This window comes from Burkholderia sp. HI2500 (assembly GCF_002223055.1).
GTDB lineage: Bacteria > Pseudomonadota > Gammaproteobacteria > Burkholderiales > Burkholderiaceae > Burkholderia.
This window is the reverse complement of sequence record NZ_NKFL01000005.1, coordinates 594,819-617,370: the sequence shown is the minus strand read 5'-3', so window position 1 is coordinate 617,370 and position 22,552 is coordinate 594,819. Positions and strand designations below refer to the sequence as shown.

Sequence of the window (22,552 nt, the reverse complement as noted above, 5' to 3'; positions counted from 1 at the left end):
CGATGTTTCAACCGATTGTAACGCGCTCGCTACAATACACGCACGATCGTGAATCCAGTCTCAGACCCGCAAAACATGCCAGAGTTGCCAGAAGTCGAAGTCACGCGCCGGGGCATCGAGCCCTTTGTCGCGGGCCGCCGCGTCGAGCGTGTCGACGTCCGTACCGAGATGCTGCGCTGGCCCGTCCCGGCGGGGCTCGCCGAGCAGTTGCGCGCGCGCGAGGTGCGCGCCGTCGAGCGTCGCGGCAAGTACCTGCTGTTCGAGGTCGACGCGGGCTGGTTCATCGTCCACCTCGGCATGACGGGCACGCTGCGCGTGCTGCCCGCGGCCGGCGTGCCGGTCGCCGCGAAGCACGACCACATCGACTGGATCTTCGACGAATTCGTGTTGCGGTTCCGCGATCCGCGTCGCTTCGGCGCGGTGCTGTGGCACCCGCGCGAAGCGGGCGACGTGCATGCGCATCCGCTCCTCGCGAGCCTCGGCGTCGAGCCGTTCTCGCCGGCGTTCACCGGCGCGCTGCTGCACGCGCGCACGCGCGGACGCACCGTGTCGGTCAAGCAGGCGCTGCTCGCGGGCGACATGGTCGTCGGCGTCGGCAACATCTATGCGTCGGAGAGCCTGTTTCGCGCCGGCATCCGGCCGACGACGGCCGCCGGCAAGGTGTCGCTGCCGCGCTACGAGCGTCTGGCCGACGCTGTGCGCGCGACGCTTGCCGACGCGATCGAGCGCGGCGGCAGCACATTGCGCGATTTCGTCGGCAGCAACGGCGAAAGCGGCTATTTCCAGCTCGACTGCTTCGTCTACGACCGTGCGGGCCAGCCATGCCGCGTATGCAACACGCCGATCCGCCAGATCGTGCAGGGTCAGCGGTCGACCTATTTCTGTCCGACCTGCCAGCGTTGAAACCTTTTTCCACAATTAGATAACTTGAAGCCTCCCCGCATCGCCCCCGCTCCGTTCCCCGTCACGCCGCTGCATCGCACGTTCGCCACGCGCCTGGTCGCCTGGCAGCGCGAGCATGGCCGCCACGACCTGCCGTGGCAGAACACCCGTGATCCGTACCGGATCTGGCTGTCGGAAATCATGCTGCAGCAGACGCAGGTATCGACCGTCATCCCGTATTACACGCGCTTTCTCGAACGCTACCCCGACGTCGCCGCGCTCGCGGCCGCGCCGACCGACGACGTGATGGCGCTCTGGGCGGGGCTCGGCTACTACTCGCGCGCGCGCAACCTGCATCGCTGCGCGCAGGTCGTCGTCGCCGAGCACGGTGGTGCGTTCCCGGCGACGCCCGACGCGCTGGCCGAATTGCCGGGCATCGGCCGTTCGACGGCCGCGGCGATCGCGTCGTTCGCGTACGGCGCGCGCGCGACGATCCTCGACGGCAACGTGAAGCGCGTGCTTGCGCGGGTGTTCGGCGTCGAGGGCTTCCCGGGCGAGAAGCGTGTCGAGAACGACATGTGGGCGCTCGCCGAATCGCTGTTGCCCGACGCCGCGAACGCGGCCGACGTCAGCGCGTACACGCAGGGGCTGATGGATCTCGGCGCGACGCTGTGCGTGCGCGGCAAGCCCGATTGCGCGCGCTGCCCGTTCGCGGGCGACTGCGTCGCGCAATCGACGGGCCGCCAGCGCGAACTGCCGGCCGCCCGGCCGAAGAAGGCCGTGCCGACCCGCAAGACCTGGATGCTCGTGCTGCGCGACGGTGACGCCGTGCTGCTCGAGCGGCGGCCGCCGACCGGCATCTGGGGCGGGCTGTGGAGCCTGCCGCAGGCGGACGGCGACGCCGCGCTCGCGGAACTCGCACGCGGCTTCGGCGGCGGCGGCACGGTGCCGCTCGCGCCGCTCACGCACACGTTCACGCATTTCCGGCTCGAGATCGAGCCGCGGCTGAGCGACATGGCCGACGGCGGCCTGCCTGCCGGCGCGCGGGACGCGGACACCGCCTGGGTGCCGCTGAGCCGGCTCGACGCGTACGGCGTGCCGGCGCCCGTGCGCAAGCTGCTCGATGCGCTGAGCGGGCCGCTGCTGTAACGAAGGGGAGAGGCGCGGCGCATGCCGCGTTTTCAGGGAGACGTCGGACGCTCGTGGTTTTTCGTGCCGACGGAAGTCGCCTTGGGTTGGCTGGCGCGAAATGGCTGTCTGGGGTGATTCGGGAAACGCCGGCCCGGCTTTTCGCCCGGACGGAAGCCCCTCGTGGGATGCCCTCTCCCGGATAGCTCAGGCAAAGCGACAGGTCCCGGGCACGCTATAACCAGCCATGCCGGTCGAGCACGTGGTGCACGGCATCGATGCGCGCGCCGACGTCCGGAAACTCCATCAGCTTCTGCCGCGCGCGCAGGTCGAGCGGCAGCAGTTCCGCGAGACGGTTCGATACCCAGCTCGGATCATCGAGGCGGAACGGTTCGCCGAACGGCATCTTCTCCGGATCGGACTTCTTCAGCGCGTCGATGATGCGCTCGAGCACCTCGGCGCACGAGCCGAACTGCGCGAGTGACTGCTCGCCTTCGAGCGGGATGTCGTCGGGCAGCGGCTCCGCGATGCCGACCAGCAGCCCGTTGCCTTCGACGCGGTACGACAGCAGCTCGAAACGCTGCGTGCCGACCGCCTGCAGGTACAGCATGCCGAATTCACCGGTATCGCATTCGGTGATGCGCGCCATGCAGCCGATGGTCTCGGGCACCGATACGGCGCCGTCCTGCGCGACTTCCGGCCCGCTCTTCAGCAGGCACACGCCGAACGGTGCGTCGTCGCGCAGGCACGCGCGGGCCATGTCGAGATAGCGCGCCTCGAACACCTTGAGCGGGAGCAGGCCCCCCGGAAACAGCACCGTGTGCAGCGGAAACAGCGGCAGGTCGATCAGGGTGGTCGATAGGGAGGACATGGCGCGCGGGCGTTGGGGCGGGCGTCGCTAGGGTCGGTCGACCTCGGAGACGAGCCGCGACGACGCGTCGACATCCACTGGCGCGTCACGATGCCGCACGATCACGTTCGCGTCGTGCGCAAGGCGCGCGGCGAGCGTTTCCGCGATGAACACCGACCGATGCTGCCCACCGGTGCAGCCAATGGCGACGGTCAGGTAGCTGCGGTTGTCATCGCGGAAGTGCGGCAGCCATTTCATCAGGAACGCATGGATGTCGTCGATCATCTGGTGGACGATCGGCAGTGCGTCGAGAAAGGCGATGACCGGCTGGTCGAGCCCGGTGAGCGGGCGCAACTGGTGGTCGTAGTACGGATTCGGCAGCGCGCGCACGTCGAACATCAGGTCGGCGTCGAGCGGCACGCCGCGCTTGAAGCCGAACGATTCGAACATCACCATCAGGTCGTTGTTCTTCTGCTCGATGAAGCGCTTGACCCACGTCCGCAGCGCGTTCGCGCGCAGCGTGCTGGTGTCGATCTGGTGGCCGAATTCGGCGAGCGGCGCGACGAGGTGGCGTTCGCGCTCGATCGCTTCCTCGAGCGACGACAGCAGGCCGACGTCCGCATCGTGCGACAGCGAGCCGGACAGCGGATGGCGGCGGCGCGTCTCGGAGAAGCGCTGGATCAGCGCCTGGGTGCTCGCGTTGAGGAACAGCACGCGCACGTCGTGCTCGCGCGACAGGTCGCGGATCAGGCCGGGCATTTCGTCGAGCGACGCGCTCGAGCGCGCGTCGATCGCGACCGCGAGCCGGTGCTGGCCATCCTCGGCGAGGTAGCGGGCGAGTTCGGGAAGCACGTGCGGCGGCAGGTTGTCGACGCAGTAATAGCCTGCGTCTTCGAGCGCGTTCAGCGCGACGGACTTGCCTGAGCCGGAGATGCCGGTGATGAGGACGATGCGCATGGGAAGCAGAGAATCCTGACGTTTCATCATAGCACCGGCTCGACGCGTCGGCGTTGCGTGGCCGGCGCGTGCGGTTACACCAGTTTGCCGGGGAACTGACTGTCGGGATCTTGCATCGCGAGTCGTTGCCGATCCATGAAATCGCGCAACGTGTCGATTCCGCGCAACTGCAGGATCGTGTTCCGGACAGCAGCCTCGACGAGCACCGCGAGGTTGCGGCCGGCCGCGACCTGGATCGTGACCTTGCTGATCGGCAGGCCGAGCACGTCGACCGTCTGGCTTTCGAGCGGCAGGCGCTGGAATTCGCCGTCGGGGCGCCGCACGAGCTGGACGATCAGCTTCAGCTTCATTTTCCGCCGCACGGCGGTTTCGCCGAAGATCGTCTTGATGTCGAGCAGGCCCAGACCGCGCACTTCGAGCAGGTTCTGCAGCAGCGGCGGGCAGCGCCCTTCGACGAAATCGGGGCCAAGTCGAACGAAATCGACCGCGTCGTCGGCGACGAGGCCGTGGCCGCGGCTGATCAGCTCGAGGCCGAGCTCGCTCTTGCCGAGGCCCGAATCGCCGGTCAGCAGCACGCCCATCCCGAGGATGTCGATGAACACGCCGTGCAGCGTCGCGCGCGGCGCGAGGATGCGCGACATGTAGAGCCGCAGGCTGTCGATCACCGCGGCGGCCGACATCGGCGTGGTGAACAGCGGGGTCGACGAGCGCGTGCAGCGCAGCACGAGTTCGGGCGGCGCCGCGGCGCCGCCGGCGACGACGAGGAACGGCGGCTCGAGCGCGATCAGCTCGGCCATGTGGCGCGAGCGGTCTTCGTCGGTTTGCCGCTGGTAGTAGTCGATTTCCGCTTCGCCGAGCACCTGGATCCGGTTCGGGTGGATCAGGTTCAGGTGGCCGACCAGGTCGGCGCTCGAGGTTGCATTGCCGACGGTGTCGGCCGAAAAACCGCGCTCCCAGCCTTCATGCCCCGTCAGCCAGCTCAGTTTCAGCGTGGCCGCGTTGTCGTCGAAGATGCTCTGGGCGTTGATGCTGGACGTATCCATGACTCTCGTCACTCCAATGGGCCGGTGCGTGCGCGCGGCGACGGACGTCGCCATGCCGGGCCGGCGCCGGGCGGCCCTGAACGGCGGCGTGTGCCGCCGCGTACGGGAAAATATTCCGCCCGGATCAACTCAAGGTTGCCACTGAGTGAGCAGGCGATGCAACTCGGCGATATCCGTTTCGTTGTGCAGACGCTCGCGCGCGTCGCGATCGGACAGCAGTTGCGCGATTTCCGACAGGATCTCGAGGTGCTGCTGGGTGGCTTGCTCGGGCACGAGCAGGAAGATCAGGAGACCGACCGGCTGGCCGTCGGGGGCTTCGAACGGGATCGCATCGGCGAGCCGGACGAACGCGGCGAGCGGGTGCTTGAGCCCCTTGATGCGCCCGTGCGGAATCGCGACGCCTTCGCCGAGCCCGGTCGAGCCGAGGCGCTCGCGCGCGAACAGGTTGTCCGTGACGGTGCTGCGGGCGATGCCGTTCTGATTCTCGAACATCAGCCCGGCTTGTTCGAACACGCGTTTCTTGCTGGTGACTGAGAGGTCGATGACGACGTTCTCTATGGGCAGGATTTTGGCTAGGCGATTCATGTTGGCAGGCGATTGGGCGGCCTGGGGTCTCCTTGCGGCGGCAGACTGACTATCCATGTTCGGCGATATCAAGGCGTTCGGCATCGGCAACCTGCAAGGCAGCTACCGCATCCAGCGCCCCCCGGCGATAACCGGAACATTATAGAGCACAGCCGCGTGCGTGGCGCAGCGCGGACGGACCGGTTGCACCCCTGCGCGGAGTCGCAAAAAAAACGCCCGGCGAACCGGGCGACGTGTGTGTTGCGGTGAAGGTTATTGCGGCGGCAGTTCGATCTGGTCGATCGACGGTTGAAGCTTGATCGGGTCGTGCGCGTGCGTTTGCAGACGCTCCATGTGCTTGACGACCTGGCGATCCAGCTTGTCGATCAGCAGGTCGATCGCTGCATACAGGTTACCGTTCGCGCTTTCGACGAAGATGTCCTTGCCCTTCAGGTGCAGGTTGATTTCCGCGCGCTGCTGCTTGTCCTTTTCCTTGTGGTTGTCGACCGAGAGGATCACAGTGCCATCGATCACCTGATCGCTATGCCGTAGCACCCGGTCCAGCTTGGTGATCACGTATTCGCGAATTGCAGGCGTGACTTCGAGATGATGTCCACTGATCTTCAGGTTCATAGTGCTTCTCCAAGCGAGTGACCACCCGGCCGCATCGAGGCGGCGCTCCGGTCGACTTGCCCGTGCCGCATGAAGGCGGCGTATCGCGGACAGGTCGCCCGGCCTGTTCCCCGTGTGCGCGGTGGTCGGGACACGCCTGCCGCCGGGCAGGCAGCAGGCTTAAAGAGACTTGCGCAGATTCACTGCCGGGATCTTGAGGGCTTCGCGATACTTCGCAACCGTGCGGCGCGCGACCACGAATCCCTGTTCTGCCAGCAGCTCGGCAATGCGGCTGTCCGAAAGTGGCGATTTAGGGTCTTCAGCTCCTATCAGTTGCTTGATGAGGGCTCGGATGGCTGTCGACGAAGCGGCGCCACCGGTGTCGGTCGAGACGTGAGATCCGAAGAAGTACTTAAATTCAAGCGTCCCGAACGGGGTCAGCATGTACTTCCCGGTTGTCACACGGCTGACAGTCGACTCGTGTAGGCCCAGCGTATCAGCAATTTCCCGCAAAACCAAGGGGCGCATGGCAATTTCACCGTGCGCAAAGAAGTTCTTTTGACGCTCGACAATGGCCTGCGCGACACGCAGGATCGTGTCGAAACGCTGCTGGATGTTCTTGATCAGCCAGCGTGCTTCCTGGAGCTGCTGCTTGAGCGAACCGGCCGACGGATCGCCGCGGCTGTTGCGCAGGATGTTCGCGTAAAGGTTGTTGATCCGCAGGCGCGGCACGACCTCCGGATTGAGCTCCGCGAGCCATCCCTGGCCGGCCTTCTTCACGATGATGTCGGGCACGACGTAGTCGGCCTCGGCCTTGCCGTATGCGGCGCCGGGGAACGGCTCCAGCGAGCGGATCAGCGTGTGCGCGTCGCGCAGCGCGTCGTCGCTCGCCTTCAGATGCTTGCGCAGCCGCGTGAAGTCGCGGGCGGCGAGCAGCTCGAGATGCTGCGACACGATCTCGAGCGCGAGCGTGCGTGTCGGGGACGGATCGAGGCGCAGCAACTGCAGCTTCAGGCATTCGGATGCCGAACGGGCACCGACCCCGGCCGGATCGAAGCTGTGCAGCAGCGCGAGCGCCGCGTTCAGTTCGTCGCAGTCGATCTCCAGCTCGGGCGGCAGGTCGGCGAGCACTTCATCGAGCGTGGCGGTCAGGTAGCCGTCGTCGTCGAGCGATTCGATCAGGAACATCACGAGCGCGCGGTCGCGCGGGCCGGCCTGCGTGACGCGCAACTGCGCGGACAGGTGGTCGCGCAGCGACGTCGCCGCTTCCTGCACCTGCAGCGGCGGGAGGTCGTCGTCGTCGGATGCGCCGCTCGAGCGGCCGTATTCGTCGAGGTTCCACTGCGGGCCGTTGTTGCCGTCGCCGGATGCATAACCGTCGTATTCGTCCGCGCCGGCCGGCTCGTCGCGCTCGGCACGATCGCTCGACGAACTGCTGCCGTTGGTCGCTGCGGGCTCGGTGTTCTGCGCGGGAGGCGTCTGCGCGATCAGCGATCCGTCCGCAGCGACACGCAGCGGGCTCGCGATCCATTCATCCTCGTTCTCGAGCAGCGGGTTCTGCGCGACGGCCATCGCGACTTCCTGCTGCAATTCGAGCGTCGACAACTGCAGGAGCCGGATCGACTGCTGTAGCTGGGGCGTCAGCGCCAGATGTTGCGACAGGCGGAGTTGAAGGCTGGCTTTCATGGCAAGGAGGGAGTCATACCGGCAGTTTGCCACGACCCAGGCGCGTTGAGCCATCCGCGATTACGCGCGGCGCGCCGCCCGGCCGCGGGCATGGCCGCGAAGCGGGGCGCGGCCCCGCGCGGCGACGCCGGACGGGGTGCAGCCAGCCACGAGGAGGAGTTACATCCGGAAGTGTTCGCCGAGGTACACGCGGCGTACGCTTTCGTTTTCGATGATTTCGCTTGGCGCGCCGGCGGCGAGCACCGAGCCGTCGCTGATGATGTAGGCGTGGTCGCAGATGCCGAGCGTTTCGCGGACGTTGTGATCGGTAATCAGCACGCCGATGTTACGCTGCTTCAGGAACTTGACGATCTTCTGGATCTCGAGCACCGCGATCGGGTCGACGCCGGCGAACGGTTCGTCAAGCAGGATGAAGTTCGGGTTGGTGGCCAGCGCGCGCGCGATTTCGACCCGGCGCCGTTCGCCGCCCGACAGCGACAGCGCGGGGTTCTCGCGCAGGTGGCCGATCTGCAGCTCGTCGAGCAGCGCTTCGGCGCGCGACGAGATCGCGTCCTTCGACAGCCGCTTGCCGTCTTCGCCGTGCTGCAGTTCGAGCACCGCGCGGATGTTCTCCTCGACGGTCAGCTTGCGGAACACGGACGCTTCCTGCGGCAGGTACGACAGGCCGAGCGACGCGCGCTTGTGGATCGGCAGCAGGCTGATCGAGCTGCCGTTCAGCGAGATCTCGCCCGCGTCGAGCGGCACCAGGCCGACGATCATGTAGAACGACGTGGTCTTGCCGGCGCCGTTCGGGCCGAGCAGGCCGACGACTTCGCCGCTCTTCACGTCGAGCGACACGTCCTTGACGACCGTGCGCGAGCCGTAGCGCTTCTTCAGGTTGCGGACGACGAGCGAGCTCGTCGTGCCGGCCGGCTGGCGGTTCGGTAGCGCGTTCATTGGCCCGGCGCCCCCTGGATCGTGGTCGACGGCGACAGCTTTGCGGGCGCGCCGTTCAGCGGCGCGGGGCCGCCGTTCTTCGGCGACAGCATCGCGCGCACGCGGCCGTTCGGGTTGCCCGGCGCGGCGACGTCCTTGCCGCCCTTCGCGGTGTAGAAGTCGCGCTGGCCGTCGTACGTGATCACGCTGCCGTGCACGGTATCGGCGACGGTCGACGTACCCTGCAGGCGGCGCACGGTCGCGGCGGTGGTCAGCGTGGTCAGGTCCTGCTTGCCGTCGTAGTCGATGCGCTCGGCGTCGCCGTCGATGTACTCGTCGAGGCCTTCGCGCTTCTGGCGGAACGTCGCGTGCTTCTTGCCGCTGCCGAACGAAGTGGCGTACTGATAGCCTTCCGGGTCCTGGCGCACTTCGACGCGATCGCCCTTGATGATGATCGTGCCCTTCGTGATCACGACGTTGCCGGTCGCGACCGTGACCTGCTTCAGGTCGTCATAGGTCAGGTTGTCGGCCTCGACGTTGATCGGCTTGCCTTGGTCGGCCTTCTCGGCATGGGCGAGCGGCGCCAGCCCGACCAGCGGGAGCGCCACGAGCGTCGCGGCAAGCGCGGCGCGGACGGCGCGCGCAGCGCCGCCGGAAATCTGTCGAGGGAACGATTCGTTCATGCAGTCACGTGAGGGATGCGTCACTTGGGTTGAGCTTTCGAGCCGCCGGACGTGTCCTGCGCGGCGATCGTGCCGCGCACGTTGCCGTAAAGCTCGATGACCCGGGTGACGTTGTTGTACTTCATGCCGTCGGTCGCGTTGACGAGCGACAGGCCGCGCTGAAGTTTAACCGGCTTTTCGGTCTGGATCACATCGTCATTGACGAAGATCCGGAAATGCTGGGAATCAGCCTGCATCTGCGGATCGCCGCCGCCGGCCGCGCGCAGGATGCGCGCGTCGTCGTACAAGTCGACGATCGACACGTCGCCGTTGACGGTGCCGCGCTTCGAGGTGGTCGTCACGACCGGCTTGCCGGGCTGGAACGCGCGCATGGCCGGATCGGTCAGATCGCTGTCTTCGGTGTCTTCGTAATGGATCAGCTTCGCGGCCGTCAGCCGGTACTGGGTCGCGCCCGACTGGTCGAGCTCGGTGACCGAGAAGTTGTCGGCGAAATAGTCGGGCGTGTGGCGCTTCGGCTGCACGGTGCCCTCGCCGGGCGGCGGCAGCGTGGCCTGCAGCAGCCACCAGGTGATGCCCGCGAGCGCGGCGACCGCGACGAGCGGCAGCAACTGGGTCCAACGGAAATGCGTGTTCATCCGTCAGGCTCCGCAGGCGGCCGCGAGCAGCGCGTCGTAGCGGCGCTGCGCGCGCAGGATCGCGTCGCAGACTTCGCGGACGGCGCCATGGCCGCCGCGGGCCTCGGCCACCCAGTGCGCGCGGGCGATCACCTCGGGATGCGCGTTCGCGGGGGCCGTCGCGAAGCCGCAGCGCAGCATCACGGGCAGGTCGGGCCAGTCGTCGCCCATGTAGCCGCACTGGTCGGCGGTGAGGCCGAGCGAGGCGATCAGGTCGGTGAACACGGTGAGCTTGTTTTCGACGCCCTGGAACAGGTGCGCGATCTTCATTTCCTTCGCACGCGCCGCGACGATCTCCGAGCGGCGGCCCGTGATGATCGCGGTCGCGATGCCGGCTTCGCCGAGCAGCTTCACGCCGTGGCCGTCGAGCGAATTGAACGACTTCATCGCGTCGCCGGCCGCGGTAAACAGCAGGCCGCCGTCGGTCAGCACACCGTCGACGTCGAAAATCATCAGCTTCACGCGGCTCGCGCGTTCGGCCGCAGTCAGCGCTGCGCTCATCAGATCACCTTCTTCGAAAACAGGTCGTGCATGTTCAGCGCGCCGATCAGCACGCCGTCGGCATCGACCACCAGCATCTGGTTGATCCGATGGCGCTCCATCAGTTCCACGGCCTCGACCGCCAGGTGATCCGGTGCAACCGTGCGCGGGTCGCGCGTCATCACGTCGGTGATCGGCAGCGTGCGGAAGTCGCCGTCACGCGCGAGCACGCGGCGCAGGTCGCCATCGGTGAAGATGCCCGCGACCTTGCCGCCGGCGTCGACCACCGCGGTCATGCCGAGGCGCTTCGCGGTGATCTGGAACAGGGCGTCCGACAGTGTCGCGTCGAGCCCGACGGACGGGACGTCGTCGCCCGAGCGCATCACGTCGCGCACGTAGGTGAGCAGGCGCCGGCCGAGCGCGCCGCCCGGGTGCGAGCGCGCGAAATCTTCCGAGCCGAAGCCGCGCGCGTCGAGCACCGCCACGGCGAGCGCGTCGCCGAGCGCGAGCGCGGCGGTCGTGCTCGCGGTGGGCGCGAGGTTCATCGGGCAGGCCTCTTTCGAGACCGCGGCGTTCAGGTTCACGTCGGCGAGCGTGCCGAGGCTCGATTCCGCGCGGCCCGTGATCGCGATCAGCTTCGCGCCGATCCGCTTCACGAGCGGCAGGATCGCCACGAGTTCTTCGGATTCGCCGGAATAGGAGATGCCGATGAAGACGTCGTCGGAGGTGACCATCCCGAGGTCGCCGTGGCTGGCCTCGGCCGGGTGGACGAAGAAGGCCGGCGTACCGGTGCTGGCCAGCGTGGCCGCGATCTTGCGGGCGATATGCCCCGATTTGCCGATACCGGACACCACCACGCGGCCGCGGCAGCCGAGCAGCAGCGCGACGGCCTGGACGAAGCCGCCGTCGAGCTGGTCGCGCAGCGCGCGCACGGCGTCCGCCTCGATGTCGAGCACGTCGCGGGCGAGCGCGAGCGCCCGGTCATCATTGATTTTCGCTATCATGCGCGGAGTATAGCAAAGGCGTTTGTTCGCCGCGCCGGGCCTTCGGACTCGTCCGAGGTTGCCTGACCACCGCCACCACCCGCGCCCGCATTGCCGTGGCCCCGACGAACGAGGACGCTTCGCCCGTGATTTCCCCGCTCGAAATGACCCTGCTGCTGCTGCTGGCCTCAGTGGTGGGCGTCGTCGTATTCCGCTCGTTGAACCTGCCGCCGATGCTCGGCTACCTGACCGTCGGCATCCTGGTCGGCCCGCATGCGTTCGGCATCGCGGCGGATCTGGAGCGGGCCGAGCATCTCGCGGAATTCGGCGTGGTGTTCCTGATGTTTTCGATCGGCCTCGAGTTCTCGCTGGCGAAGCTGAGGGCGATGCAGCGGCTCGTGTTCGGGCTCGGGCTGCTGCAGGTTGTCGCGACGCTCGTGCTCGCGCTCGTGCTGGGCATGCTGTTCGAGCACTGGGTGCACATCACGTGGCAGGGCAGCATCGCGCTCGGCGGCGCGCTCGCGATGTCGTCGACGGCGATCGTGTCGAAGATGCTCGCCGAGCGGCTCGAGATCGAGACCGAGCACGGCCGCAACATCTTCGGCGTGCTGCTGTTCCAGGATCTCGCGGTGGTGCCGCTGCTGATCGTGATCGCCGCGTTCGGCGCCGAATCGTCGAAGGACCTCGCGATCACGCTCGGCTTCGCGGCCGTCAAGATCGTGATCGCGCTCACGCTGCTGCTGGTCATCGGCCAGCGCTTCATGACGCGCTGGCTCAACGTCGTCGCGCGGCGCCGCTCGCAGGAACTGTTCGTGCTGAACCTGCTGCTCGTCACGCTCGGCGCCGCATTCATCACCGACCGCTTCGGCCTGTCGCTCGCGCTCGGCGCGTTCATCGCGGGGATGCTGATCTCCGAGACGCCGTTCCGCCATCAGGTGGAGGAGGACATCAAGCCGTTCCGCGACGTGCTGCTCGGCCTGTTCTTCGTGACGACCGGGATGCTGCTCGACCCGCGCGTGATCTGGGAGCACCCGTTCCTCGTGCTCGGTTTCTTCGTCGGGCAGATCCTGTTCAAGGGGACGATGATCGCCGGGCTCGCGCGGCTGTTCGGCGCGACACCGGGCGTCGCGATGCGCACCGGCATCGGGCTCGCGCAGGCCGGCGAATTCGGCTTCGTGCTGCTGAACCTGATCCTCGACCGGCATCTCGTCGATTCGACGCTGCTGCAGGCGATTCTCGCGTCGATGCTGCTGTCGATGCTCGCGGCGCCGTTCCTGATCCAGAACGCCGACCGGATCGTGATGCGGCTGTCGTCGACCGAATGGATGCAGCAGTCGCTGCAGATGACGCGGATCGCGACGCAAAGCCTCAAGCAGCGCGGCCACGTGATCATCTGCGGCTACGGCCGTGCAGGGCAGAACCTGGCGCGGATGCTCGAACAGGAAGGCATTTCGTACGTCGCGCTCGACCTCGACCCCGATCGCGTGAGCGCGGCCGCGGCGGCCGGCGAATCGGTCGTGTTCGGCGACGCGGCGCGCCGCGAGTCGCTGCTCGCGGCCGGTATCCACCGTGCGGCGGCGGTGGCGATCACCTATGCGAACACGCCGTCCGCGCTGCGCGTGCTGCATCACGTGCACGAACTCGAGCCGACGCTGCCCGCGATCGTGCGCACCGTCGACGACGCCGATCTCGAGAAGCTGCTTGCGGCCGGTGCGACCGAGGTGATTCCGGAGATCGTCGAGGGCAGCCTGATGCTCGCGTCGCACACGCTGGTGCTGGTCGGCGTGCCGATGCGCAAGGTCGTGCGGCGCGTCGAGGAGATGCGCGACGAACGCTACAGCCTGCTGCGCGGCTATTTCCGCGGCGCGGACGACGCGGACGACGACGACCACGAGCAGGTGCGGCTACAATCGGTGCCGGTCGATGCGCGCGCGGACGCGGTCGGGCGTTCGCTGGAAGAACTGGGGCTGTATGCACTCGGGCTCGAAGTCACGGCGATTCGCCGGCATGGTATCCGCGGCGTCGAACCCGATCCGCAAACCAAGCTGCGCGCGAGCGACATCGTCGTGCTGCGCGGGCTGCCCGAGGCGCTCGCGCTCGCAGAGGAGCGGCTGTCGCGCCATCGGCGCGAACCGCCAGCCGCGGCCGCCTGAGCCGCGCCTGGTTTGATAACCTGACCCGTATTTATTCGAAACGGTGCCCGATCTTCGCGCACCGTTTTTTTCGGAGAGTTTCATGCCGCATTCGTTGTCGGGCGCACCGCTCGATCCGGTCGCCTTCATTCACAGCCAGATCCGCACGGTGCCCGACTGGCCGCAGCCGGGCGTGATGTTCCGCGACATCACGACGCTGCTGCAGAGCCCGAAGGCGCTGCGCATCCTCGTCGACCTGTTCGTCGAGCGCTATGTCGATGCGAAGCTCGACTACGTCGCGGGCCTCGATGCGCGCGGCTTCATCATCGCGCCGATCGTCGCGTACGAACTGAGCGTCGGCTTCGTGCCGATCCGCAAGGTCGGCAAGCTGCCGTACAAGACGCGCTCGGAATCGTACGACCTCGAATACGGCAGCGCGACGGTCGAGATCCATGAAGATGCGTGCCGCCCCGGCGACCGCGTGATCATCATGGACGACCTGATCGCGACCGGCGGCACGATGATGGCGGGGCGCAACCTGCTGCAGCGGCTCGGCGCGGAAGTCGTCGAAGGCGCGGCGATCATCGACCTGCCCGATCTCGGCGGCTCGGCGCTGCTGCGCAATGCGGGACTGCCGGTTTATACCGTCACCGAATTCGCCGGCCACTGAACGCCGGCCTGCCTGAGCTTCCACGTTACGCAGCGAGGTCACGATGCCCAACTTCATGCTGTTTCTCGCCACGTCGATCGCGATCACGTTCGCGCCGGGGCCCGACAACCTGCAGGTACTCGCACGCGGCATCTCGCAAGGCCGCGCGGCCGGCTTCGTCGCCGCGCTCGGCTTCACGGCCGGGATCCTGTTCCACACGACGCTCGCGGCGCTCGGCGTCGCGGCCGTGCTGCGTTCGTCGCCGGTCGCGTTCCAGATCCTGAAGCTCGCGGGCGCCGCATACCTCGTGTGGATCGGCATCAAGGCGCTGCGCAGCCAGGGGCTCTCGAATGCGCATGCGCGCCCGCCGCAGCCGCTCGGCACGATCTTCCGGCAGAGCGTGATCGGCAACCTGATGAACCCGAAGGTCACGCTGTTCTTCGTCGTGTTCCTGCCGCAGTTCGTCGATCCGCACGGCGCGCAGAGCGTCACGCTGCAGATGTTCGAACTCGGCGCGCTGTTCATGCTGCAGACGGCCGCGGTCTTCTCGCTGTTCGGCGTCGGCGCGGGCATGATCGGCGCGTGGCTGAAGCGCCGCCCGAAGGCCGGCGTGTGGCTCGACCGGATCGCCGGCGCGACGTTCATCGCGATCGGCATCCGCGTGGCGCTGAAGGACTGACAGACGATGACGTTTCCGTGCATTGCGGCCGCGCGCCGCTTCGATCCCGCTGCGCACCTGCGCTTCGAGATTGCCGGCCAGGCAGTCGGCTGGGTGCGCCGCCAGGACGTCGCGATGCTGGCGCGCTGGCCCGACGTGTTCGAGCTGGCCGATGAGCGCGTCGTGCTGTCGGCGCGCTACGATTCGGTCGACGCACGCAGCATGGCGCTGGCGAGCGCGATCGGCGCGCTCGCGGCCGAAGGCGCGATTCCCGGCTGGCGCGACGAGATCTACGCGATCCGTAACCGCTTCGACGATCCGCCGCTCGCGTACATCGAGCGCGCCGCATCGCGCTTCTTCGGCACGCAGACTTACGCGGTGCATCTGAACGGCATCGTAGAATATGCGGTTGCGCCGGGCGAGCCGTCCGCCGCGGCCGTCCCGCAAATGTGGCTCGGCCGCCGCAGCGAGACCAAGGCAACCGACCCCGGCATGCTCGACAACGTCGTCGCCGGCGGAATCGGCTGGGGCCTGGGCGTTCACGAGACGCTCGCGAAGGAATGCTGGGAAGAGGCCGGCATTCCGGCCGAACTGGCCGCGCGCGCGATCGCGGGCCGCGCGGTGCAGGTGCTGTGCTCGCTGCCGGAAGGCACGCAGTCCGAACTGATCTTCGTGTACGACCTGCCGTTGCCGCGCGACTTCGCGCCGCGCAACCAGGACGGCGAAGTGGCCGAGCACCTGCTGGCCGGCGTGCCCGAGGTGATCGGCTGGCTGCGCGCCGGCCGCGCGACGATGGATGCGAGCCTCGCGACGCTCGACACGCTGCTGCGCCACCGCTGGATCCCGGCGGCCGACGCGGCGGGCATCGACGCCCTGTTCGCACCGGCCGCGTGACGCGTGCCGCGCACGCAGCCTGGCGGCGCGAACGGGCAATTTGACGAATACGGAAACGAAGGGAGTAGCGGTCATGCCGACCGATCACAGCTTTATCTTGAAACTGTCGTGCCCTGACCGGCACGGCATCGTCCATGCGGTCTCGGGCTTCCTGTTCGAGCGCAGCAACAACATCCTCGATTCGGCGCAGTTCGGCGACAGCCGCACCAGCGAGTTCTTCATGCGCGTGCACTTCGAGCAGGACGGCGGCGGCGCGGATGCCGCGACGGCGCTCGACACGCTTCGCAAGGAATTCGCGCCGCTCGCCGAGCAGTTCTCGATGCGCTGGGAAATGCATGACGCGGCCGTGAAGCCGCGCGTCGTGATCATGGTGTCGAAGATCGGCCATTGCCTGAACGACCTGCTGTTCCGCTATCGCACCGGCCAGCTGCCGATCGAGATCCCGGCGATCGTGTCGAACCACAAGGAGTTCTACCAGCTCGCCGCGAGCTACAACATCCCGTTCCATCACTTTCCTCTGATCGGCGGCTCGTCCGATGCCGCGAAGGCCGCGCAGGAAGCGCGCGTGCTGGAAGTGATCGACGAGCACCAGGCCGATCTCGTCGTGCTCGCGCGCTACATGCAGATCCTGTCGCCGAACCTGTGCAAGCAGCTCGCCGGCCGCGCGATCAACATCCACCATTCGTTCCTGCCGAGCTTCAAGGGCGCGAAGCCGTACTACCAGGCGTTCGATCGCGGCGTGAAGCTGATCGGCGCGACCGCGCACTACGTGACGACCGATCTCGACGAAGGCCCGATCATCGAGCAGGAAGTCGAGCGCGTCGACCACAGCATGACGCCCGACCAGCTGACCGCGATCGGCCGCGACGTCGAATGCGTGACGCTCGCGCGTGCGGTGAAGTGGCACGTCGAGCACCGGATCGTGCTGAACGGGACGAAGACGGTCGTGTTCCGCTGATGTGTTGAATGCCGATTGCCGGCCGTCGGCTGGCGGGCAATCACAGACAAAAACGCCGCGCCCTTCACGGGGCGCGGCGTTTTTTTATCGCTGTTGGCGGGCGGGCTGCTTCAGATCAGCCGCAGCAGGTACAGCTCGCGCTTGAGATACGCGTAGAAGATCGGCGCGGCGATCACGCCCGGCAGCCCGAACGCGGCCTCCATGATCAGCATCGCGAGCAGCAGCTCCCATGCGCGCGACTCGATCTGGCCGCCGATGATCTTCGCGTTCAGGAAGTATTCGAGCTTGTGGATGACCACGAGGAACGCCAGCGACGCGATCGCGGTGCCCATGCTGACCGACAGCGACACGGCGACGATCAGCGTGTTCGAGATCAGGTTGCCGATCACGGGCAGCAGGCCGACGATGAACGTGACGAGCACGAGCGTTTTCGACAGCGGCAGCCGCTGGTGGAAGATCGGCAGCGCGACGAGCAGGTAGATGCCCGTGAACACCGCGTTGATCGCCGAGATCTTGATCTGCGCGAACACGATCCGGCGGAATGCGTCGGCGAAGCGCGACACGCGCGTGACGAGCGCGGTGGACAGCGGCCGGCGTACCTTGCCGTGCTCGACGCCGATCGCGATCATCGCGCCGATGATCATCCCGAACAGCACGTGGCCGAAGCCGCGCGCGACGCTCTTGCCGCTTTGCTGGAGCTGGTCCATGTGCGAGTGCATCAGCACGGCGGCCTTCGTCTTCATCTGCTCGACGTCGACCGGCAGCAGGTTCGCGATCCAGGCCGGCGTGCGGGCGCGGGTCTGCTCGACGATCTGCATCAGCTGGTCGAGCAGGCTTTGCAGGTTCGGCACCGTGCGCTCGAAGTGTTCGATGATGCCGATCGTCAGTCCCGTCAACGCGCCGACGATCGCGATCGACAGCAGCACGACGGCGACCCAGCGCGCGCGCATGCTCGTGGTGTGGCGTTCGATGACGGGGGCGATCGTATGGATCAGCTGGTAGACCAGCAGGCCGGCCAGCAGCCCGCCGAGCAGCTTGAGTTCGATCACGAGCCACATCGCGAGGATCGCGAACGCATAGCTGCCGATCTCGAGCGCCGACAGCTTCGGCAGGCTGAAGTCGCTCGTCAGCCGCACGCTGCGCAGGTGCGGTTCGCGATTCTGCGCATCGCGCGACGAGTCTGGTTGCTTCTCCATCGTGGATTCCTGTCGTTCGTGTGTCATGCCGCGGAATGCGCGGCAGAGCCGTGTTCGCCCGACGCCGCACCGGATTGGTGCGTACGGCGAACCTTACGACCGTAAAGTATAGCTGCCATTATGGTCCGCAACGGGGCCGTTTGGCGCATGGTGTAAACGCCGGAGGGAAAACGAGAAGGGGCCGGTTCGGCGGGGCGCAAGGGCGCGCGGCCGGGCGGCCGCGCGGGAGGGGAGGCAGGCGACGCGTCAGCCGGCCGCGACCTTGCGGGCCGTGCGCTTGAGCAGCGGCGCGAGGTATTTGCCGGTAAAGCTCGCCTTCGTTTTCGCGACCTGCTCGGGCGTGCCCTGCGCGATGATCTGGCCGCCGCCGGCACCGCCTTCGGGGCCGAGGTCGATCACCCAGTCGGCCGTCTTGATCACGTCGAGGTTGTGCTCGATGATCACGACCGTGTTGCCCTGGTCGCGCAGCCGGTGGATCACTTCCAGCAGCAGGGCGATGTCGTGGAAGTGCAGGCCGGTGGTCGGCTCGTCGAGGATGTACAGCGTGCGGCCGGTGTCGCGCTTGGAGAGTTCGAGCGACAGCTTCACGCGCTGCGCCTCGCCGCCCGACAGCGTCGTGGCCGACTGGCCGAGGCGGATGTAGCCGAGGCCGACGTCGAGCAGCGTCTTCAGCTTGCGCGCGATGACCGGCACCGCGCTGAAGAATTCGTACGCGTGCTCGACCGTCATGTCGAGCACTTCGCTGATGTTCTTGCCCTTGTACTGCACTTCGAGCGTTTCGCGGTTGTAGCGCTTGCCGTGGCACACGTCGCACGGCACGTAGACGTCCGGCAGGAAGTGCATTTCCACCTTCAGCACGCCGTCGCCCTGGCACGATTCGCAGCGGCCGCCCTTCACGTTGAACGAGAAACGGCCCGGATCGTAGCCGCGCTCCTTCGAGGTCGGCACGCCCGAGAACAGCTCGCGGATCGGCGTGAACAGGCCCGTATACGTGGCCGGGTTCGAGCGCGGCGTGCGGCCGATCGGCGACTGGTCGACGTTGATCACCTTGTCGAAGTGCTCGAGGCCCTCGATCGCCTCGTGCGGCGCCGGCTCGGCCGATGAGCCGTACAGGTGGCGCGCGACCGCGTGATACAGCGTGTCGTTGATCAGCGTCGACTTGCCGGAGCCCGACACGCCGGTGATGCAGGTCAGCAGGCCGACCGGCAGCTCCAGATCGACGTGCTTCAGGTTGTTGCCGTGCGCGTCGACGATGCGCAGCATCCGCTCCGGATCGGGCGCGAGCCGCTCGTCCGGGTACTCGATCACGCGTTTGCCGAGCAGGTACTGGCCGGTGAGCGACTGCGGATTCGACTGCACCTGCTTCGGCGTGCCCTCGGCCACGATCACGCCGCCGTGCTCGCCGGCGCCCGGGCCCATGTCGACGACGTAGTCGGCGGTGCGGATCATGTCCTCGTCGTGCTCGACGACGATCACCGAGTTGCCGAGGTCGCGCAGGTGCTTGAGGGTCGCGATCAGGCGGTCGTTGTCGCGCTGGTGCAGGCCGATCGACGGCTCGTCGAGCACGTACATCACGCCCGTGAGGCCCGAGCCGATCTGCGACGCGAGCCGGATGCGCTGCGCCTCGCCGCCCGACAGGGTTTCCGCGCTGCGCTCGAGCGACAGGTAGTCGAGGCCGACGTTGTTCAGGAAGGTGAGGCGCGCGACGATTTCCTTGATGACCTTGTCGGCGATCTCGCGCTTCGCGCCGTCGAGCGACAGCCCGTCGAAATAGCCGAGCGCGTCGCGCAGCGGCCAGCCGCTGATTTCGAAGATGCCGCGCGCGTAGTCGCCCGTGCCGATCCGCACGTGGCGCGCTTCGCGGCGCAGGCGCGTGCCGTCGCACGACGGGCACGGCTGATTGTTCTGGTACTTCGACAGCTCTTCGCGCACCGCGACCGAATCGGTCTCGCGGTAGCGGCGTTCGAGGTTCGGGATGATCCCTTCGAACACGTGCTCGCGGATCGTCGTGCGGCCGCGCTCGTTGATGTACGAGAACGGGATCGTCTGCTTGCCCGAGCCGAACAGCAGCACCTTCCGGATCTTTTCCGGCAGATCCTCGAACGCGGCGTCGATGTCGAATTCGTAGAACGCCGCGAGGCTCTGCAGCATCTGGAAGTAGAACTGGTTGCGGCGGTCCCAGCCTTTCACGGCGCCGGCGGCGAGCGACAGCGACGGGTGCGCGACGACCCGCTTCGGGTCGAAGAACGTAATCTGGCCGAGGCCGTCGCATTCCGGGCACGCGCCCATCGGGTTGTTGAACGAGAACAGGCGCGGCTCGAGCTCCTGCAGCGAGTACGAGCAGATCGGGCACGCGAACTTCGAGCTGAACAGGTACTCGCGGTCGGTGTCCATCTCGAGCGCGATCGCGCGGCCGTCGGCGAGGCGCAGCGCCGTCTCGAACGATTCGGCGAGGCGCTGCTTCATGTCCGGGCGCACCTTGAGACGATCGACGACGACGTCGATCGTGTGCTTGTCGTTCTTCTTCAGCTTCGGCAGCGACTCGACCTCGTAGATCTTCGCGACGCCTTCGTTCGCGGCGCCGCCGCCCGAGCGCACGCGAAAGCGCACGAAACCCTGCGCCTGCATGTCCTCGAACAGCTCGGCATGCTCGCCCTTGCGATCCGCGACGACGGGCGCGAGGATCATCAGCTTGGTTTCCTCGGGCAACGCGAGCGCCGCGTCGACCATCTGCGACACGCTTTGCGCTTCCAGCGGGATGTCGTGGTCGGGACAGTACGGCGTGCCGACACGTGCGAACAAAAGTCGCAGGTAGTCGTGGATTTCCGTGACCGTGCCGACGGTCGAACGCGGGTTGTGGGACGTCGCCTTCTGCTCGATCGAGATCGCCGGCGACAGGCCTTCGATCAGGTCGACGTCGGGTTTCTCCATCAGCTGCAGGAACTGGCGGGCATACGCGGACAGGCTTTCGACGTAGCGGCGCTGGCCTTCGGCATAAAGGGTATCGAACGCGAGCGACGACTTGCCCGATCCGGACAACCCGGTAATCACGACCAGCTTGTGGCGCGGCAGGTCGAGATTGACGTTTTTCAGGTTGTGGGTACGCGCCCCACGGATGCGGATCTGTTCCATGAACCTGGCGAAAATGGAGGGAACCAAACCTGCTACTATAACGGCTTTTCGAGGCCGTCGTTTGGGGTCCCCAGCCTTAGCAGCAGGTGGCAGCAAGATGGCGCCTGCGCCGGGAAAAGTGGCCGCAGCGGCCGCGCCGCGCGGTTCCGGGCGGCCTGCGGGCTGCCTGAATCCTGCCCCGACGTGTTGCCGGCCAAGCCTCCCGGGCCGCTGGTCCTGATCTTCCGCCGCCCGGTGTCGGGCGGACATTCCGATCATTCGAAATTCATTCCCGATGTCCAATCCGTCTGCCACGTCTTCCCGCATGACCGCGCCCGAATTGCGCGCGACCACGTCGCTCGCGGCGATCTTCGCGCTGCGCATGCTCGGCCTGTTCATGATCATGCCGGTGTTCTCGGTCTACGCGAAAACCATCCCGGGCGGCGACAACGTGCTGCTCGTCGGCATCGCGCTCGGGGCCTACGGCGTCACGCAGTCGCTGTTCTATATCTTCTACGGCTGGGCGTCCGACAAGTTCGGCCGCAAGCCGGTGATCGCGACCGGCCTCGTGATCTTCGCGATCGGCAGCTTCGTCGCCGCGTCCGCGCACGACATCACGTGGATCATCGTCGGCCGCGTGATCCAGGGGATGGGCGCGGTGTCGTCCGCGGTGCTCGCGTTCATCGCCGACCTGACCTCCGAGCAGAACCGCACGAAGGCGATGGCGATGGTCGGCGGCTCGATCGGCGTGTCGTTCGCGGTCGCGATCGTCGGTGCGCCGATCGTGTTCCACTGGGTCGGGATGAGCGGGCTGTTCGCGATCGTCGGCGTGCTGTCGATCCTCGCGATCGGCGTCGTGCTGTGGATCGTGCCCGATGCGGCCAAGCCCGTGCACGTGCCCGCGCCGTTCGCCGAGGTGCTGCACAACGTCGAGCTGCTGCGCCTGAACTTCGGCGTGCTGGTGCTGCACGCGACGCAGACGGCGCTGTTCCTCGTCGTGCCGCGCCTGCTCGTCGACGGCGGCCTGCCGGTCGCCTCGCACTGGAAGGTCTATCTGCCGGTGATGGGGCTCGCGTTCGTGATGATGGTTCCGGCGATCATCGTCGCGGAAAAACGGGGCAAGATGAAACCGGTGCTGCTCGGCGGCATCCTGGCTATCCTGATCGGCCAATTGCTGCTGGGCAGCGCGCCGCATACCATCCTGATTGTGGCGGCGGTTCTTTTCGTCTACTTCCTCGGCTTCAACATCCTGGAAGCGTCGCAGCCGTCGCTCGTGTCGAAGCTCGCGCCCGGTTCGCGCAAGGGCGCGGCCACGGGTGTTTACAACACCACGCAGTCGGTCGGGCTCGCGCTCGGCGGTATCGTGGGCGGCTGGCTGCTGAAGCACGGTGGGGCCAATACGGTCTTCTACACGTGTTCGGGGCTCGTTGCCGCGTGGCTTATAATCGCGGCCAGCATGAAAGCGCCGCCGCGCAAGGCCTGAACTCATTTCGGGCA

21 protein-coding genes are annotated in these 22,552 nt (G+C 67.1%); 8 read left to right on the top strand and 13 right to left on the bottom strand.

The features are described from left to right. The first annotated feature begins 75 nt into the window (after positions 1-75). Both mutM and mutY read left to right on the top strand, forming a co-directional pair. Positions 76-903 carry a bifunctional DNA-formamidopyrimidine glycosylase/DNA-(apurinic or apyrimidinic site) lyase gene (gene mutM, locus CFB45_RS15760; protein WP_089426354.1) on the top strand — a complete coding sequence of 276 codons (828 nt, stop codon included), beginning with the start codon at positions 76-78 and terminating at the stop codon, positions 901-903. Positions 904-927: 24 nt separating this feature from the next. Further along, the gene (gene mutY / locus CFB45_RS15755; RefSeq protein ID WP_089426353.1) at positions 928-2,031 is read left to right on the top strand and encodes an A/G-specific adenine glycosylase; all 1,104 of its coding nucleotides are present in this window, start codon (positions 928-930) and stop codon (positions 2,029-2,031) included. Positions 2,032-2,245: 214 nt separating this feature from the next. Here the strand turns inward: mutY and CFB45_RS15750 are convergent, their stop codons facing one another. The 11 genes from CFB45_RS15750 to kdsD form a co-directional block, all read right to left on the bottom strand. After that, a complete protein-coding gene (locus CFB45_RS15750; protein WP_089426352.1) occupies positions 2,246-2,881 on the bottom strand; it encodes an LON peptidase substrate-binding domain-containing protein in 636 nt (211 codons plus the stop codon). 27 nt (positions 2,882-2,908) lie between these two features. Beyond that, positions 2,909-3,817, bottom strand: a complete 909-nt coding sequence (gene rapZ / locus CFB45_RS15745; RefSeq protein WP_089426351.1) for an RNase adapter RapZ — start codon at positions 3,815-3,817, stop codon at positions 2,909-2,911. Positions 3,818-3,891: 74 nt separating this feature from the next. Further along, on the bottom strand, positions 3,892-4,860 hold the full coding sequence (gene hprK / locus CFB45_RS15740) for an HPr(Ser) kinase/phosphatase (protein ID WP_011353227.1): 969 nt from the start codon (positions 4,858-4,860) through the stop codon (positions 3,892-3,894). A gap of 129 nt (positions 4,861-4,989) precedes the next feature. Continuing rightward, positions 4,990-5,529, bottom strand: a complete 540-nt coding sequence (locus CFB45_RS15735) for a PTS sugar transporter subunit IIA (RefSeq protein WP_089426657.1) — start codon at positions 5,527-5,529, stop codon at positions 4,990-4,992. Positions 5,530-5,697: 168 nt separating this feature from the next. Then, entirely contained in the window at positions 5,698-6,057 is a 360-nt protein-coding gene (gene hpf / locus CFB45_RS15730; RefSeq protein WP_006477786.1) for a ribosome hibernation-promoting factor, HPF/YfiA family, read from the bottom strand. A 159-nt stretch (positions 6,058-6,216) separates the two neighbouring features. Further along, positions 6,217-7,722, bottom strand: a complete 1,506-nt coding sequence (locus CFB45_RS15725; RefSeq protein WP_089426350.1) for an RNA polymerase factor sigma-54 — start codon at positions 7,720-7,722, stop codon at positions 6,217-6,219. Positions 7,723-7,881: 159 nt separating this feature from the next. Continuing rightward, positions 7,882-8,658: an LPS export ABC transporter ATP-binding protein gene (lptB, locus tag CFB45_RS15720; protein WP_011353224.1), complete on the bottom strand. Its 777-nt coding sequence runs from the start codon at positions 8,656-8,658 to the stop codon at positions 7,882-7,884. Beyond that, complete coding sequence (gene lptA / locus CFB45_RS15715; protein ID WP_089426349.1) at positions 8,655-9,320, bottom strand: lipopolysaccharide transport periplasmic protein LptA; 666 nt, start codon at positions 9,318-9,320, stop codon at positions 8,655-8,657. The genes lptB and lptA overlap by 4 nt, the downstream gene beginning before the upstream one ends. Positions 9,321-9,340: 20 nt before the next feature. Further along, positions 9,341-9,955, bottom strand: a complete 615-nt coding sequence (gene lptC, locus CFB45_RS15710) for an LPS export ABC transporter periplasmic protein LptC (RefSeq protein WP_089426348.1) — start codon at positions 9,953-9,955, stop codon at positions 9,341-9,343. Between the two features lie 3 nt (positions 9,956-9,958). Beyond that, positions 9,959-10,495, bottom strand: coding sequence for a KdsC family phosphatase (locus CFB45_RS15705; protein WP_089426347.1), 537 nt, complete (start codon positions 10,493-10,495; stop codon positions 9,959-9,961). Beyond that, positions 10,495-11,478 (bottom strand): arabinose 5-phosphate isomerase KdsD, encoded by a 984-nt coding sequence (gene kdsD, locus CFB45_RS15700; RefSeq protein ID WP_039345999.1) that lies wholly within the window; start codon positions 11,476-11,478, stop codon positions 10,495-10,497. The genes CFB45_RS15705 and kdsD overlap by 1 nt, the downstream gene beginning before the upstream one ends. A 125-nt stretch (positions 11,479-11,603) precedes the next feature. Here kdsD and CFB45_RS15695 point away from each other — a divergent pair, with 125 nt between their 5' ends. From CFB45_RS15695 to purU, 5 genes are all read left to right on the top strand, one after another. Then, on the top strand, positions 11,604-13,610 hold the full coding sequence (locus CFB45_RS15695; protein ID WP_089426656.1) for a monovalent cation:proton antiporter family protein: 2,007 nt from the start codon (positions 11,604-11,606) through the stop codon (positions 13,608-13,610). 82 nt (positions 13,611-13,692) lie between these two features. After that, positions 13,693-14,259, top strand: coding sequence for an adenine phosphoribosyltransferase (locus tag CFB45_RS15690; RefSeq protein WP_089426346.1), 567 nt, complete (start codon positions 13,693-13,695; stop codon positions 14,257-14,259). Positions 14,260-14,302: 43 nt separating this feature from the next. Next, the gene (locus CFB45_RS15685) at positions 14,303-14,917 is read left to right on the top strand and encodes a LysE family translocator (RefSeq protein ID WP_059233178.1); all 615 of its coding nucleotides are present in this window, start codon (positions 14,303-14,305) and stop codon (positions 14,915-14,917) included. A 6-nt stretch (positions 14,918-14,923) separates the two neighbouring features. Then, a complete protein-coding gene (locus CFB45_RS15680) occupies positions 14,924-15,790 on the top strand; it encodes an NUDIX hydrolase (RefSeq protein ID WP_089426345.1) in 867 nt (288 codons plus the stop codon). Between the two features lie 73 nt (positions 15,791-15,863). Continuing rightward, entirely contained in the window at positions 15,864-16,748 is an 885-nt protein-coding gene (purU, locus tag CFB45_RS15675) for a formyltetrahydrofolate deformylase (RefSeq protein ID WP_089426344.1), read from the top strand. A gap of 110 nt (positions 16,749-16,858) precedes the next feature. Here purU and CFB45_RS15670 read toward each other — a convergent pair whose 3' ends face one another. Both CFB45_RS15670 and uvrA read right to left on the bottom strand, forming a co-directional pair. Beyond that, positions 16,859-17,944 carry an AI-2E family transporter gene (locus CFB45_RS15670; RefSeq protein ID WP_174973068.1) on the bottom strand — a complete coding sequence of 362 codons (1,086 nt, stop codon included), beginning with the start codon at positions 17,942-17,944 and terminating at the stop codon, positions 16,859-16,861. A 246-nt stretch (positions 17,945-18,190) separates the two neighbouring features. Beyond that, complete coding sequence (gene uvrA / locus CFB45_RS15665) at positions 18,191-21,076, bottom strand: excinuclease ABC subunit UvrA (protein WP_089426343.1); 2,886 nt, start codon at positions 21,074-21,076, stop codon at positions 18,191-18,193. Positions 21,077-21,350: 274 nt separating this feature from the next. On the opposite strand from uvrA, the gene CFB45_RS15655 reads away from it, so the two are divergent. Then, positions 21,351-22,538, top strand: a complete 1,188-nt coding sequence (locus CFB45_RS15655; RefSeq protein ID WP_089426342.1) for an MFS transporter — start codon at positions 21,351-21,353, stop codon at positions 22,536-22,538. Positions 22,539-22,552 lie beyond the last annotated feature (14 nt).